Raw genomic sequence first — 16,208 nt, 5'->3', positions numbered from 1 at the left:
CTGATGTCCACTTATGTCTGTTATCTGCCGTTGATATTTATTGATTACCGCTTAAAGCTGATAAGTCACCACTAACTAGAAGCATGACACTTCTCAACACCAGTAACCAACCGCTCCGCAAAGGTCACAAACCACTAAACCGGTTATAACACCACTTAATTAGCTATTCGACCACTCACTCCAGTAGCGGAAGTTTCTTCTCATACACTCCTTTAATATACACCCTGACTTAATTAATACATTCAGGGATAACAAATTATGATGTGGTTTCTTACCTGTGTTGCAGCACTCATTGGTGGCTACTTTATTTACGGTGCCTTTATCGAAAAGATTTTCGGTGTCAATGAAAAGCGTCAAACACCCGCTCACACCAAGCAAGACGGCGTGGACTACGTTCCTATGTCAACACCAAAGGTTTACCTAGTTCAGCTGCTTAACATTGCAGGTGTAGGTCCAATCTTCGGCCCTATCATGGGTGCTCTTTACGGCCCAGCAGCAATGCTTTGGATCGTTCTAGGTTGTATCTTCGCAGGTGCTGTACACGACTACTTCTCAGGTATGTTATCTATCCGTAATGGTGGTGCTTCGGTTCCAACCATCACAGGACGTTACCTAGGCAATGGCGCAAAACACTTTATGAACATCTTTGCCATTGTTCTACTGCTTCTTGTTGGTGTGGTATTCGTTTCTGCTCCAGCAGGCATGATCACTAACCTAGTGAACGACCAAACTGATTTCGCGATGTCTGCAACAACGATGATTGTTATCATATTTGCTTACTACATCATCGCAACGATTGTCCCTGTCGATAAAATCATTGGTCGCTTCTACCCACTGTTCGGCGCACTGCTTATCTTCATGTCTGTTGGCTTAATCACTGCGATTGGTCTGTCTGACGAGCACCAAATAATGGGCGGCTTCGAGATGAAAGACATGTTCACCAACATGAACCCGAATGACCTACCACTTTGGCCTGCTCTATTCATCACTATCGCTTGTGGTGCTATCTCTGGCTTCCACGCAACTCAGTCTCCTTTGATGGCGCGTTGTATGGAAAACGAGAAGAACGGTCGCTTCGTGTTCTACGGCGCAATGATTGGTGAAGGCATCATCGCTCTAATCTGGTGTGCACTTGCTCTGTCGTTCTTCGGTTCAGTTGAGTCTTTATCTGACGCGATTGCAAACGGCGGCCCAGGTAACGTGGTATACAGCGCTTCATTTGGCCTACTGGGTGTATTTGGCGGTATCCTTGCTTTCCTTGGCGTGGTTATCCTACCTATCACTTCTGGTGACACAGCGTTCCGTTCAAGCCGTCTTATCCTTGCTGAATACTTCAACATGGAACAAAAAACACTGCGTAACCGCCTACTGATGGCTCTACCACTGTTCGTTATCGGTGGTATCCTGACTCAAGTAGATTTCGGTATCATCTGGCGTTACTTCGGTTTTGCTAACCAATCAACAGCAGTCATGATGCTATGGACAGCTTCGGCTTACCTACTTCGTCACAATAAACTGCACTGGGTAACAACGGTTCCAGCTGTGTTCATGACATCTGTGTGTATCACATTCATCCTGAACAACAGTCAGCTAGGCTTCGGTCTGCCAATGCAACTTTCAACCATCATCGGCGTGGTGAGTGCATTCGGAATTGCAGCTTACGTTATCAAAATTTCAAAAGGCAAAGGCGATATCGACCTTGCTGATGACGAATCAGAAAAGGAAGCAAAGCCCGTAACAAAAACAGCTTAGTTTTCCCCGAAACATTCTCACTCTTCATAGACAGAGGAGAATAAGAAAGCCAAAAACACTTCGCTTGTTCCCGTAATCACCCAGTGATTCGTGGAAATTAAGACTAAAGCCCGTCCTCTGTGATGGGCTTTACTGTATCTCAGCATTGAGAAGCAATCGTCACTGGATATAACCAACGAAAACACAAGCAAAGCTACCGTTACCACGCAATGAGCTTTACACTTAACAAGCGTCTCAATAGGTGAAAATATGGAACTCATTCTCTCTCTGCTGCAACAAACCTGTGTCTACTTAGTGATTGCTTACATGCTAAGTAAAACTCCATTGATTCTCCCTTTGTTGAGCATCTCTTCACGCTTAAGTCATAAAATAAGCTGCTACGTTCTGTTTTCCCTATTCTGTATTATGGGCACCTATTTTGGACTGCAGATTAATGACGCTATCGCCAACACTCGTGCGATGGGTGCGGTAATGGGTGGTCTGTTTGGCGGCCCAGTCGTTGGCTTTGCCGTCGGCTTTACTGGCGGTATTCACCGTTACTCATTAGGCGGCTTCACAGACTTGGCTTGTGCGATTTCAACCACAGCAGAAGGCTTGATTGGCGGCCTGTTACACGTTTATCTCGTGAGAAAGAACAAAGCCAGCCAACTGTTTAATCCGTTAGTGGTTTTCTCGGTAACCCTGTTTGCAGAGATCATTCAAATGCTGATTCTACTGGCGGTCGCAAAACCATTTGAGCAGTCCTATGCTCTGGTTTCCGATATTGCTGCGCCAATGATCATCGCTAACTCGGTCGGTGCGGCGCTGTTCATGAGCATCATCCAAGATCGGAAAACCATCTTCGAGAAGTATTCGGCAACTTTCTCACGCCGCGCATTAACCATCGCCGAGCGTTCAGTGGGTATTTTGCATGGAGGATTCAATTCGGATAATGCGCAAAAAATCGTGCGCATCATTTACGAAGAGACCAACGTTGGTGCGGTGGCGATCACTGACCGAGAAAAAATCCTTGCATTCATCGGCATTGGTGATGAACATCATATTCCGAATACCCCTATTTCATCGCAGAGCACGCTCACTTCGATGGAACAGAACGACATCATCTACCTTGACGGCAAAGAGAATCCATACCAATGCTCCCTTTCGCAAGATTGTAAGTTAGGCTCAGCGCTAATTATCCCGTTAAGAGCAGGAAACGAAGTCATCGGAACCATCAAACTGTATGAGCCAAAGCTAAAGCTGTTCTCGACCATCAATATGTCGATGGGCGAAGGTATTGCTCAGCTATTGTCGAGCCAGATATTGTTTAGTAATTATCAGCAACAGCAAACGCTGCTCACCCAAGCGGAAATCAAACTGCTGCATGCTCAGGTGAATCCTCACTTCCTGTTTAATGCACTCAACACCATCAGTGCCGTTACACGTCGTGATCCTGATAAAGCACGAGAACTAATTCAGCATCTCTCTCACTTCTTTAGAAGTAATCTGAAGCAGAACATCAATACAGTGAAACTCAAAGACGAACTGGCGCACGTCAATGCGTACCTAACTATTGAAAAAGCACGTTTTACCGACCGATTAGAAGTCGAATGGGATATCGACCCACAACTATACGAGTCGCAACTGCCAAGCTTTACCCTACAACCGCTAGTAGAAAATGCCATCAAACATGGGATTTCTAACATGCTAGAAGGCGGCAAAGTGAAGATCTATAGCGAGGCTTTCGTGGGTGGATTCAAGTTAATCGTTGAAGACAATGCTGGTAATTATCAGAAGCCATCCCAAGATCACGTTGGATTAGGCATGGAGATTGTTGATAAACGACTCACTAATTTCTTTGGACAAGATTCAGCACTAAAAATAGAATCTCAACCACAGCAATTTACTCGAATGAGCTTTATCATACCTATACTGAAATAAAGGTATTTTCGGAGACGAATCACTCCGAGTTGAAACATTTAGAAGCCGACATTTAAAAGAAAAGCGTGAAACAAGCAGGGATAGAACCAAAATGAAGATTGTAGGATGTTAAAGGCATTAGTTGTCGATGATGAGCTTTTTGCTCGCGAAGAGCTGATTGAACTACTCACTGAAACCGGACAAGTAGAAATCATCGGCCAAGCAAGTAACGCGATCGAAGGACTGAAACAGATCAATCTGCTCAAGCCTGATGTGGTGTATTTGGATATCCAAATGCCGCAGGTTACCGGAATTGAACTGTTAAGCATGCTTGATCCAGACACCATGCCCTACGTGGTATTCGTCACCGCCTACGACCAATATGCGATTCAAGCATTTGAAGACAATGCCTTTGACTACCTACTCAAGCCAGTTGAACCTTGTCGATTAAATAAGAGTGTTTGCCGTCTGAATAAGGTCATCAAGCAGAACCAGAAAGCGCCAGAACAAGATATATCTGCTATCGCTCCCTGCCACTTAGAGCAGATCCCGTGTATCGGCCACAACCGCATTGTGATCATGGCGAGCCAAACGGTCGAGTGCGCCTATTCAGATATCAGCGGTGTGCATGTTCGTAGCTCATCACAAACCGCCACTTCACAGTTAACCCTGAAGATCCTAGAAGAAAAGACCGATTTGATCCGCTGTCATCGCCAGTATTTGATCAACATAAAATCGATCCAAGAGATCAAACTGTTAGAGAATGGATTAGCCGAGATCATCACACTGACTGGCTTTGAAGTGCCTGTCAGTCGTCGTTACTTAAAGGCTTTAAAAGAGCAGCTCGGTCTCCAGTAACCCCATAAATTTCGACTCTTTTTCCAAAGCACGATCAAAAAAGCCAACGCATCAACGTTGGCTTCCTGCTGTTTACAAATCAATAGTGTTTGCAAATCGATAGAGTTACGAATCGATCTTGTCACCAATCAATAGAGATCAGTCGACTTGCTTAATCTGCAGCTCTTTCGGTACTTCGAAGAACATGTTCTCTTCACGACCTTGAATCTCTTCAACTTCGGTTGCACCTAGCTCACGAATACGATCTAAGATTTGGTTTACTAGCTCTTCAGGTGCTGAAGCACCCGCTGTCACACCAATTTTCTTTTTCCCTTCAACCCATTCTGTTTGAATGTCTTCAGGACAATCGGTTAGATAACCTGGCGTGCCTAGCTTCTCAGCTAGCTCTTTTAAACGGGTAGAGTTCGATGAGTTCTTAGAACCGACAACAATCACGACATCAACATCACCGGCCATCTCGCGAATTGCGTCTTGACGGTTTTGTGTCGCGTAGCAGATATCGTCTTTACGTGGCCCTTGGATCTCAGGGAACACGCGACGTAACTCTTCAATCACATCTGCGGTTTCATCAACTGACAACGTGGTTTGGCTAACGTAATGTAAGTTACTCGGGTCGTTCACGACTAAGTTCAGTACATCTTCTGGTCTTTCAACCAAGTACATACCACCAGTTTGGCTAGCGTACTGCCCCATAGTGCCTTCAACCTCAGGGTGACCAGCGTGACCAATCAATACCACTTCCATATGTTTGCGGCTCGCTCGAGCAACCTCCATATGAACTTTAGTCACCAAAGGACACGTCGCATCAAATACCGTTAACTCGCGTTCTTTCGCTTCTTTACGAACCGCTTGAGAAACACCGTGAGCAGAGAAGATCACGATATTATCGTCTGGCACTTCACTTAACTCTTCGACAAAAATAGCACCACGCTGCTTGAGCCCCTCAACAACAAAGCGGTTGTGCACCACTTCATGGCGAACATAGATCGGTGGCTGATACATTTCTAGTGCGCGCTCTACGATGCTGATCGCACGATCGACACCGGCACAAAAGCCACGAGGGTTAGCTAACATTATTTTCATTTCATTGCTCATCATTTACCGCTGTACTAAGGTTTTTTCTATAGAGTTCGCTGTCAGCGAGGTTCGCATTCTACAGTGAAGCGCCTAGACAGTGAAGCTCTGGGTTGCATCACACCTGTAAGGCGATGTTATTCTACTGTTAAGATAGTGATTAACCGCTAAGATAGCTACTCCACCGTTGAGACAGTTAGTCCACAGCTAAGATGTTGACGTCAAACGTAACGTCTTGGCCTGCTAATGGATGATTAAAATCAACCGTCACTGAATCACCCGCGATCTCAGTGATAATACCTGGAATTTCCATACCGTCAGGACCAGAGAAAGCCATAATAGTGCCAACTTCGACTTCAGAGTCGCCAACAAACTTAGCACGATCCATATGATGGATATGATCTGGATTTGGCATACCAAACGCGTCTTCCGCCTTCAATTCGATAGACTTTTCAGTCCCCGTTTCAAGACCAATCAGGCACTGTTCAAAGTTCTCACTTAGGCTGCCATCACCCATCACGAATTTTGCAGGCTTACCCATATTTTCGGTGCTATCGGCAACTGAACCATCCTTCATTTTAATCGTAAAATGTAGAGTTACTGCTGAATCATTTTTAATTGCTGCCACGTTACTTTCCTTAGATTTCTTTATTATTTGAGAATGCATTTTGCTTTGATCTCATATTAGTTGCAGCATAAAAAAAAGCGCCGTCGGAATCAACCGACAGCGCTTAGGGCTATTCTATTCTGTGAGTCATAGGCTGACTTTAGGACAATCTATTACAAAGCGATTTGCTTGATACTCATTAATGTCTGAGTAGTCTATTGGCTTTCATCTTTCTTACGGAAACCATCTAAGATGATCATCGCGGCGCCGATACAGATTCCCATATCCGCTAGGTTAAATGCAGGCCAGTGGTAAGTACCCCAATAGAAGTCTAAGTAATCGACGACAAAGCCATGTACAACACGGTCGAACACGTTACCAACAGCGCCACCAATGATGATCGCATAAGCAATGTTGTTCCACTTATCTGTTGCTGGTAGCTTGCTCATCCAGTACGTCAGCATCCCCGTTACCGCAAATGCGATACCCGTAAATAACCAGCGCTGCCAACCACTTTGATCACTCAAGAAGCTAAATGCTGCACCGTAGTTATGCACGTACAAAAAGTTAAAGAATGGCAACACCTCAATGCGGTTTGCCCAGCCATAACCCATGTTGTCCATAACAAAGAGTTTGATACCGATATCAGCAAGGAGGACAAGTAGGGCCAACCATAACCAACGCACACCAGATTGTTTTAACGAAACTTCACTCATTTCTATTCCTAGTATTTACGAAGTTGGTATTCACTGTTACTCAATTTAAGTGACCTTGATTACCAAACTTGGCTAAACACATTTCCTATAATTAAAAATAACCCCAGTTGGTACTGGGGCTATGATTTTTACAAAAAGTTCAGTATTTCTCTGAGTCGTTATGCGTACTTACGCACTTCGCCTTCACCGTCGATGTTCGACACACAACGACCACAAACTTTCTCGTGACCTTCAATTGTGCCTACATCTGGAGTGTGGTGCCAGCAACGGTCACACTTCTCAGCTTCAGTTGCTGCAACTTCAACGTACAGACCTTCAACGTCTGTCGCTTGAGCTGTATCAGACTTATCGCTAAGTGGTTTAACAACCGCAGCAGAAGTAATAAGTACGAAACGTAGCTCATCTTCTAGCTTGTTGATTTTAGCCGCTAGTGCATCGTCAGCGTATAGAGTAACTTCAGCCTGCAGAGCGCCACCGATTGTTTTCTCTTTACGAGCATCTTCAAGAAGCTTGTTCACTGCGCCACGAACTGACTGGATTTCAGTCCAGAATTCGTTGCTTAGCTCTTCGTCGTCAGCAAGACCAAATAGGCCTTCGAACCACTCGCCTGTGAATACAAACGTGTCGCGTTCGCCTGGCATCTCGTTCCAGATTTCATCTGCAGTGAACGACATGATAGGAGCCATCCAACGAACTAGAGCTTCTACGATGTAGTAAAGCGCTGTTTGGCAGCTACGTTGAGCATGGCTGCCCTGCTTCGCTGTGTACTGACGGTCTTTAATTACGTCTAGGTAGAAAGAACCCATTTCGATAGAACAGAACTGCATTAGACGTTGAGTTACACCGTGAGTATTGTACTCACCGTATGCTTTAACGATCTCTTCTTGTGCAGCTTGAGCACGGCCAACAGCCCAGCGATCAAGTGCTACCATTTCTTCAGCAGGAACTAGATCCGTTTCAGGGTTGAAACCGTTCAAGTTCGCTAGGAAGAAACGAGCTGTGTTACGAATACGACGGTAAGCATCAGCAGAACGCTTAAGGATCTCGTCAGAAACCGCAACTTCGTTAGTGTAATCCGTAGAAGCAACCCATAGACGTAGAATATCTGCGCCTAGCTTGTTCGTTACATCTTTAGGAGCAACAACGTTACCGATAGATTTAGACATCTTACGGCCGTTACCATCAACCACGAAACCGTGCGTTAGCACTTGCTTGTATGGTGCTTCGTCTTTCATCGCGATAGATGAAATCAAAGATGACTGGAACCAGCCACGGTGTTGGTCAGAACCTTCAAGGTACAGATCAGCACTGTGCGTTCTTTCTTCATTCGGGAAGTTGTACTCTTCACGAGAATCCACAACAGAGAAGTGCGTTACACCTGAGTCGAACCATACGTCTAACGTATCAAGTACTTTCTCGTACTTGTCAGCGTCTTCAGCACCCATCAGTTCAGCAGCATCGACATCCCACCAAGCTTGAATGCCTTTTTCTTCCACAAGCTTCGCTACTTTTTCAATAAGAGCTGGGCTATCTGGGTGAAGTTCTGATGTTTCTTTATGAACGAACAGAGCAATTGGCACACCCCAAGTACGTTGACGAGAGATACACCACTCAGGGCGACCTTCGATCATACCTTCGATACGGCTTTGACCCCATTCTGGCATCCATTCAACACTCTTCGTTGACTCTAGTGCTTTTGCACGTAGGCCAGCTTGATCCATAGAGATGAACCACTGCGGTGTTGCACGGAAGATGATTGGAGTTTTATGTCTCCAACAGTGTGGGTAGCTGTGCTCGTAAGCGTGGTGATGCAGTAGTGCACCTTTCTCTTTTAGAACTTCTAAAACAGAATCGTTCGCTTTGAATACATGCTGACCAGCAAATAGCTCAGTATCTGGCAGGTAAACGCCGTTTGAGCCTACTGGGTTAGCGATTTCTAGGTCGTACTTCTTACCAACCACGAAATCCTCTTGACCATGACCAGGCGCAGTGTGAACCACACCAGTACCTGAATCCGTTGTAACGTGGTCGCCAAGAACAGCAGGAACAGTAAAATCGTAGAACGGGTGGTTGAACTGAGAAAGCTCAAGATCAGCACCAGTCGCAAAACCAAGGTTATGGAAGTGCTCGATACCTGTACGATCCATTACGTCTTTTGCTAGTTCAGAAGCAACAACGATACGTTGAGCTGGCTGTTCGCCATTCGCTTCAACTTGGATAAGTACGTATTCAAGATCATCACGTAAACATACTGCGCGGTTAGCAGGCAGAGTCCACGGTGTTGTCGTCCAGATAACGATAGAGATTTCGCCCTGACCCGCGTGACCTTCCGCTAGAGTAAATTTCTCTAGAAGCGCCGCTTCGTCAGCTGCTGTAAATTTCACATCGATAGATGGAGAAACTTTATCTTTATATTCAACTTCAGCTTCAGCCAAAGCAGAACCACAGTCAGTACACCAGTGAACGGGTTTGAAACCTTTAAGAAGGTGACCTTTGTCTGCGATTTTGCCTAGAGAACGAATGATGTTCGCTTCAGTGCCGAAATCCATAGTGCGGTAAGGTTTATCCCACTCGCCCATGATACCAAGACGTTTGAAGCTCTCTTTCTGACCTTCAACTTGGCCCGCAGCGTACTTACGACACTCTTCGCGGAATTCAGCAGCCGAAATCTTCTGACCAGGCTTACCTTTCTTCTTCTCAACCATTAACTCGATTGGAAGACCGTGACAGTCCCAACCTGGGATGTACGGTGCATCAAAACCAGAAAGGGTCTTAGATTTGATAATAATGTCTTTAAGAATCTTATTCAGCGCGTGGCCAATGTGAATGTCGCCGTTCGCGTATGGAGGGCCATCATGCAGCACGAAAGATTTTTTACCTTTCTTTGCCTTACGGATTTCGCCGTAAAGATCTTCTTTGTACCAACGCTTCAGCATTTCTGGTTCACGATTTGCCAGATTGCCGCGCATTGGGAACCCTGTTTCTGGTAAGTTCAGGGTATCTTTATAATCACTCATCGATTCTTAATTCCGTTATATTGGGCGAAGTTAGACATTATGTTAATCGGTGGAATCATCCGACTAATTCTTTAGCTGAAGCAGCCACACCCTTGCGGCTTCAGCATCCAATTCTATTTGATTCTTTAGTGCGTCGAACGATTCAAATTTTATCTCGTCGCGCAGTTTGTGCAAAAGTCGTACTTCTAACTGTTTACCATATAAATTGGCTTTAAAGTCAAAAAAGTGCACTTCTAATTGCTGCCTTACACCATTAACCGTTGGTCGTTGTCCAATATTAGCAACGCCACCGACAGGAACACCATCGATATCCAATGCTTCAACAACATACACTCCCGATACAGGAGAAACACAACGCTTTAATGGAATGTTAGCGGTAGGGAAACCGATAGTTCTCCCTAGTTTTCGACCATGAGACACACGACCACTAATACTGTAGTCACGGCCTAACATGGTAGCACTTGCAGCCAAATCATCGACCGCTAGTGCATTCCGTATCTCAGTGCTGCTTACCCGTAATTGATTTAAGCAATAGCTTTGGGTGCTTACCACCTCAAAACCATATTTTTCGCCCGCTTCTTTAAGCATCGCGAAATTACCTGTTCGACCTTTGCCAAAGCAAAAATCGTCACCAACCACCAAGAATTTCACACCAAGCTTATCAACCAAAAGATCCTTAATGAATGCTTCCGCAGACAAGCTTGCAAAATACTGATTGAAATTCACACACAATAAACGACTAATCTCTAGCTTGCTCAATTGCACGTACTTATCTCGTAAGCGAGTTAAACGCGCTGGCGCTCGACCTTTAGCAAACAACTCCATAGGTTGCGGTTCAAACGTCATGACAACAGAAGGGAGTCCCAGTGCTGTAGCTTGTTTAGAAACCTGACTCAGAACCTCTTGATGCCCTAAATGAACACCATCGAAGTTACCTATGGTTAATACACAGCCATGATGCTGTGCTTTAATATTGTGTATACCTCGGATCAGTTCCATTGTGATCAGCTAAAACCTGTTATTTGCATCATTTATTGTGTGAAACCGACGGATTATATACTAATCAGTATTAATCTGTCGCTGCTTTTAAATGTTTTACTCGGATACCTAAAACCAGTACCGACACAATATAAGCAAAGCCACCAAGTGCGATCAACCCTGTTAGCGTCAACGCTCTTTGGTTGAAGCTCCAATCAAGCCACAGCTGCATATTGTCTAGTTGCCATAAAATCACGCCAACCATCACAGTTCCAGATACTAATAATTTAAGGCTAAACAACAATGTAGTCTTGGTTAAACGATAAACACCCGCTATATGCAGACCACGATAAAGTAGAGTCATGTTCACGAACGCAGATAACGCCGTTGCGATTGCCAAACCAACATAACCATAGAAATAAGCGAAGATCGCGTTGAACACCATGTTAGTGACCATCGCAATGATGCCGTACTTCACAGGAGTTTTAGTATCTTGACGTGAGTAATAGCCCGGAGCCAACACTTTAATCAACATGAAGTTAAGCAAGCCTGAAGCGTATGCCACCAAAGACATGGAAGCCTGCTGTACATCGTGTGGTGAAAACTCGCCACGCATGAAGAGCACCATCAGCATCGGCTTTGCTAAAACAATAAGACCTAACATTGCAGGAATGCCTAGCAATAAAACCATGCGCACGCCCCAGTCCATTGTATGAGCAAACCCTTCCCCTTGAGCGTCTACGTGTTTACGCGACAAAGCAGGAAGAATAACCGTCGCAATAGCAATACCAAACAAACCGAGTGGGAATTCCAATAATCGATCCGAATAATATAGCCAACTGATAGAGCCGGTTGCTAGAAAGCTGGCAATGAAGGTATCGAACAACAAGTTGATTTGGCTCACTGACACACCAAACAAGGCAGGGATCATTAGCGTGCGGATCTTAACTACACCGGGATCTCTCCACCCCCACTTCGGCTTAACCAACACACCCGCTTTAATCAAGAAAGGCATTTGGAAAAGGAACTGGACTAAACCACCAAGAAACACACCGATGGCCAAGCCAATTTCGGGTTGTTCTAAATTAGGAGAGATAAACCATGCTGAACCTATGATCATTACGTTCAGGAACACAGGGGTAAATGACGAAACCGCAAATTTGCCCATGGTATTGAGGATTGCACCAGATAAAGCAACAAAGGTGATAAACCATAAATAAGGAAAGGTAATCTTGAGCATAAAGCTCGCCAGCTCAAATTTTGGTGCTGCTGGGCCATCATTTAACCAATCGATAAACCAACCTGCGCCAAACATCGCAGTGATGACACCCGAGCCCAACACCCCGATAACGGTGACGATAGAAACTAGTACCCCGAGCGTGCCCGATACTTTGGCAATTAAATCTCGAGTCTTATCTTTATCACCAGCAGCGTGATATTCTGTTAATACAGGAACAAACGCTTGAGAAAAGGCACCTTCTGCGAAAAGTCGACGTAAGAAATTAGGGATTTTATTAGCGAAGAAAAATACGTCGGCACTCGCTCCTGCTCCCATCAAATTTGCTACTACTACATCACGTACTAGCCCCAATACGCGGGAAACAAAAGTCATTGCACTGACAATCAGGCCTGACTTTAATAGTCGTTTACTCACACAAACCTCTGACACTGGTTGATTACTTTCAAGCGAGGATAAATACTATCCTGTCCTAAGAAGCATATTTATTAGCATTGGTCTAAAAATGCTGTTAGAATCCCCGCCATCTTAACCGCGATGACCTTTCCATACCAAAGTTTGTTTGGCTACGATTGGTTTTTGCACAAATCATTTGACAATTAAGCGCCTATGAGGGATAGTCCTCGCCCTTAAATTGTCACCGAACTAAGTTTTTGGGAGTTAGACCTTGGCAAACAGTAAATCTGCTAAGAAGCGCGCTATCCAAGCTGAGAAACGTCGCCAGCACAATGCTAGCCGTCGTTCTATGATGCGCACTTACATGAAAAAAACTATTGCAGCTATTGAAGCTGGCAATAAAGAAGCTGCAACTGCTGCTCTTGTAGAAGTTACACCTCTTCTAGACCGCATGGCGACTAAAGGCCTTATTCATAAGAATAAAGCTGCACGTCATAAGTCTCGTTTCGCTGCTGCAATCAAAGCTCTTTAATAGAAATTTGATTACAACGCAAAACGAAAAAAACCGGCCTCGGCCGGTTTTTTTATACCTAAACTTTGAGTAACACAGAGATTTTTCTTACTGAGCGTTACTTGGTTTACTTAAAGATATGCGGTTTGCTGATAGGCACTAACGTTCGACATGAAATACTGACACTTCCTTGTGTCGACCCTACCCCTGGTAAGAAATCACTTCCCCACCAGCAATAAACTACTTGCAGTACATACCATGCAGTAGGTTAATCATCGCTTTTACTTCTTCACTGCTCAATGTGTAATACACTGTTTGAGCTTCTTTGCGAGTTTCGACCAAACCATCTCTTCTCAACCAAGCAAGATGTTGAGATAAAGCAGATTGACTCAATTCCAACTTGCCACACAACTCCCCAACCGACAGCTCAGTACCATGCAATAGGCACAGAATCTGTAAGCGACGCTCATTGGCCATGGCTTTGAGTAGAATCACAGCTTGTGCTGAATTCTTCTCCATCTCTTTTAAGTTCATAGTTTGGCTCCATACAACCTTTACGCCAAGTCCGGGTTATCAGTATTTCCGGCAGATTATGAAGTCATGATAATCGATATCAATTCATTAACAAACAAGCTCACTCGAACAATTTGCTAAAATCTGCGTCACATACATTTTTTACTGCGGGATGTTGGATCATCCTCTCAGCAAATATGACGTAGTACTCCTCTTTTAACTCCTCGATTCCCCCCAACAATTGCAATGACGTATCTTCCTCAACCTCTGACATATATAGCGTAGGCGCTAAGAAAATAGCGTCGTGGTGGTAACGAGCAAAAGCCTTCATCAATGCCGCGTCATCAAACTCACCCAAAATATCAGGCTTAAGTCCTTGTCTATCAAACCATTGCAGTACTTTACGCCCCATCGAAGTTCGACTTCCTGGGATTAACAGTTTCTTTTGTTCTAATACAGCCGGAAAGTTAACACCTTCCACATTACCTGAACTGAAAAAGCTCATACCACTCTCACCCAACTTCTTACTAAACAGGCCTGGGCTTTGGCTAGAATCCACCGGGCAGTCTGACAAAATCATATCGAGCTTATGCTGAGAAAGTTGTTCAAGTAGCATTTCATGGGTCGATTCAAAGCAGCGTAAATGAATGCTGTTATCGGGTGGGATTGTCGACATCAATATCTTGCTGACTAATCTTTTGGACAGTGCATCCGCGACGCCAACATCAAACAGAATATTGGAGTGCTGGCTATAATTTACGATATCCAGCATCTCGTAACTCAGGCCAAACATACGATCGGCATATTTAAAGACCAGCTGCCCAAGCTCTGTCGGCTCAACACTGCGACCATTACGCTTAGTTAGCTTGCCATCCATACGCTCTTCTAAGGCTTTTATCTGACCAGTTACCGTTTGTGGTGTTAGGAATAGGGCTTCTGCAGCTTTAGTAACAGAGCCTTGCTTGCAAACCATCCAGAAGTAATAAAGGTGGTTATAGTTGAGATGCGACATAAATGTGCCGTAAAAAAGAGAAGATAACCTGTTATATCAAATATGACACCTCCACTCAACAAACTCGGAAAAACCATACCCAACTATCAATTACTACTTATTTTTACGAAGTGTCTGATTTCATAATGGAATATTTCAACGATTATTTTCAATTTTTCTCTAACTTTTAAGATCTATATCACCTATCAAAAATACGAACAAAAAACTTTAAAAACAACAAGTTAAACCACCACCATTTCAAGGCCAAATATTTAAAGAGCAAATCATCACAAAAAAGTCTCACCTAAACCAAAATGTAATATTACTGAAATATTTGTTCTCTAACATCACGCTCAGATTAAACAAACAGACCAAACACAGACTAAAACGGTCCAATGGAGAAAACATTATGAACCAAGCTACTACTGCAGCAGCGCCTATCTCGAGCACAACTCGTTGGCTACGCTGGGCTAACTTGGCATTCATGCTTTACCTACTATTACTTTCAGTTTCAATGGTTGGTACAGGCTTCAAATGGGCAACAGGCGAGCAAGCAAAAGTTCTTTTCGAATTTGCTTCACACCCAGTTGCAGGCTTAATGATTGGTTTAGTAGCAACAGCACTTATTCAATCATCAAGTACAGTTACTTCAATTATCGTTGGCCTTGTGGCAGGTGGCTTACCTGTTGAGCTAGCAATCCCTATGATCATGGGTGCGAACATTGGTACTACGGTAACCAATACGCTAGTTAGCCTTGGTCATGTTCGTTGTAAAGATGAGTTCAAACGTGCATTCGCAAGTGCGACGATTCACGACTTCTTTAACCTATTAGCCGTTGCTATCTTCCTACCACTAGAGATGGCGTTTGGTATTCTAGAGAAAATTTCTCACTGGTTAGTATCACCGATGCTAGCAACAGGTGATATGAGCATGGGTGGTCTTAACTTCATCAAGCCAATCACTAAGCCTGTTGTAAGTGCGATTAAAGAGCCACTATCAACGTTTGGCGACACTGTTGGTGGGGTTATGCTTATCGTTCTAGGTATCGCGACTATCTTCGTAGCTATCACGGTAATGGGTAAGCTAATGAAGAGCCTAATGGTTGGCCGTGCTCGTGAGATTCTAAAGAATGCAATTGGTCGTGGTCCTATCCACGGTATCGCTTCTGGCTCTATCGTGACTATCCTTGTTCAGTCATCTTCTACGACAACAAGCTTGATGGTTCCACTAGTAGGTTCAGGTGTTCTTAAAGTACGTGACGTTTACCCATTCACTCTGGGTGCAAACATCGGTACATGTATTACGGCTCTACTTGCAGCTACAGCAGTATCTGGTGAGTTTGCAGTATTCGCACTACAGATTGCTCTAGTACACTTGGTGTTCAACATCATGGCAACGGTATTCATCTTTGGTATTCCGTTCCTACGTGAACTGCCAGTGAAAGCCGCTGATATCATTTCAGACATGGCAGTGAAAAACAAAGCTGTAGTGGCAGGTTATCTTGTTGCGGTATTCCTTGTACTGCCTGGTAGCGTGTTAGCACTGACAGCTTAATAGCAAAACAAACATCGCTTATAGCAAAGCCCGCAACCTCCTAGGTTGCGGGCTTTTTCTTGGTTCATCGCGGATTAGCGGGAACTTAAAACAAAAACGGTAGT

The 16,208-nt window shown here is 44.3% G+C and carries 13 protein-coding genes; 5 read left to right on the top strand and 8 right to left on the bottom strand.

The genetic code is table 11. From position 1 onward, the window contains the following. Nucleotides 1-258: 258 nt before the first annotated feature. The 3 genes from ACED42_RS17970 (at nt 259) to btsR (ending at nt 4,509) form a co-directional block, all read left to right on the top strand. On the top strand, nt 259-1,752 hold the full coding sequence (locus ACED42_RS17970) for a carbon starvation protein A (protein ID WP_371703610.1): 1,494 nt from the start codon (nt 259-261) through the stop codon (nt 1,750-1,752). Nucleotides 1,753-2,001: 249 nt separating this feature from the next. Next, a complete protein-coding gene (locus ACED42_RS17965) occupies nt 2,002-3,672 on the top strand; it encodes a LytS/YhcK type 5TM receptor domain-containing protein (protein WP_371703608.1) in 1,671 nt (556 codons plus the stop codon). A 105-nt stretch (nt 3,673-3,777) separates the two neighbouring features. After that, a complete protein-coding gene (gene btsR, locus ACED42_RS17960) occupies nt 3,778-4,509 on the top strand; it encodes a two-component system response regulator BtsR (protein WP_065680301.1) in 732 nt (243 codons plus the stop codon). Nucleotides 4,510-4,647: 138 nt separating this feature from the next. Here btsR and ispH read toward each other — a convergent pair whose 3' ends face one another. The 6 genes from ispH to murJ form a co-directional block, all read right to left on the bottom strand. Continuing rightward, a complete protein-coding gene (gene ispH, locus ACED42_RS17955; protein ID WP_371703606.1) occupies nt 4,648-5,604 on the bottom strand; it encodes a 4-hydroxy-3-methylbut-2-enyl diphosphate reductase in 957 nt (318 codons plus the stop codon). Between the two features lie 175 nt (nt 5,605-5,779). Continuing rightward, a complete protein-coding gene (gene fkpB, locus ACED42_RS17950) occupies nt 5,780-6,211 on the bottom strand; it encodes an FKBP-type peptidyl-prolyl cis-trans isomerase (protein ID WP_009848446.1) in 432 nt (143 codons plus the stop codon). A 194-nt stretch (nt 6,212-6,405) separates the two neighbouring features. Then, complete coding sequence (lspA, locus tag ACED42_RS17945; RefSeq protein ID WP_371703604.1) at nt 6,406-6,906, bottom strand: signal peptidase II; 501 nt, start codon at nt 6,904-6,906, stop codon at nt 6,406-6,408. Between the two features lie 158 nt (nt 6,907-7,064). Then, on the bottom strand, nt 7,065-9,923 hold the full coding sequence (ileS, locus tag ACED42_RS17940; RefSeq protein ID WP_017098348.1) for an isoleucine--tRNA ligase: 2,859 nt from the start codon (nt 9,921-9,923) through the stop codon (nt 7,065-7,067). A gap of 63 nt (nt 9,924-9,986) precedes the next feature. Continuing rightward, nucleotides 9,987-10,922 carry a bifunctional riboflavin kinase/FAD synthetase gene (ribF, locus tag ACED42_RS17935; RefSeq protein WP_371703602.1) on the bottom strand — a complete coding sequence of 312 codons (936 nt, stop codon included), beginning with the start codon at nt 10,920-10,922 and terminating at the stop codon, nt 9,987-9,989. Nucleotides 10,923-10,992: 70 nt separating this feature from the next. Further along, nucleotides 10,993-12,555 (bottom strand): murein biosynthesis integral membrane protein MurJ, encoded by a 1,563-nt coding sequence (gene murJ / locus ACED42_RS17930; RefSeq protein WP_009848488.1) that lies wholly within the window; start codon nt 12,553-12,555, stop codon nt 10,993-10,995. Between the two features lie 250 nt (nt 12,556-12,805). Here murJ and rpsT point away from each other — a divergent pair, with 250 nt between their 5' ends. Beyond that, the gene (rpsT, locus tag ACED42_RS17925) at nt 12,806-13,066 is read left to right on the top strand and encodes a 30S ribosomal protein S20 (protein WP_012603273.1); all 261 of its coding nucleotides are present in this window, start codon (nt 12,806-12,808) and stop codon (nt 13,064-13,066) included. A gap of 219 nt (nt 13,067-13,285) precedes the next feature. On the opposite strand, the gene ACED42_RS17920 is transcribed toward rpsT, so the two are convergent. Continuing rightward, nucleotides 13,286-13,579 carry a metalloregulator ArsR/SmtB family transcription factor gene (locus ACED42_RS17920; protein WP_009848443.1) on the bottom strand — a complete coding sequence of 98 codons (294 nt, stop codon included), beginning with the start codon at nt 13,577-13,579 and terminating at the stop codon, nt 13,286-13,288. 100 nt (nt 13,580-13,679) lie between these two features. Continuing rightward, the gene (nhaR, locus tag ACED42_RS17915) at nt 13,680-14,570 is read right to left on the bottom strand and encodes a transcriptional activator NhaR (protein WP_009848442.1); all 891 of its coding nucleotides are present in this window, start codon (nt 14,568-14,570) and stop codon (nt 13,680-13,682) included. Nucleotides 14,571-14,958: 388 nt separating this feature from the next. Here nhaR and ACED42_RS17910 point away from each other — a divergent pair, with 388 nt between their 5' ends. After that, a complete protein-coding gene (locus ACED42_RS17910) occupies nt 14,959-16,104 on the top strand; it encodes a Na/Pi symporter (RefSeq protein ID WP_017102996.1) in 1,146 nt (381 codons plus the stop codon). Nucleotides 16,105-16,208: the final 104 nt, after the last annotated feature.

This window comes from Vibrio sp. FF145, assembly GCF_041439075.1.
Classification (GTDB): domain Bacteria; phylum Pseudomonadota; class Gammaproteobacteria; order Enterobacterales; family Vibrionaceae; genus Vibrio; species Vibrio tasmaniensis_A.
The sequence above is the reverse complement of the archived record's forward strand: the minus strand, read 5'-3'. Positions and strand labels throughout refer to the sequence as shown.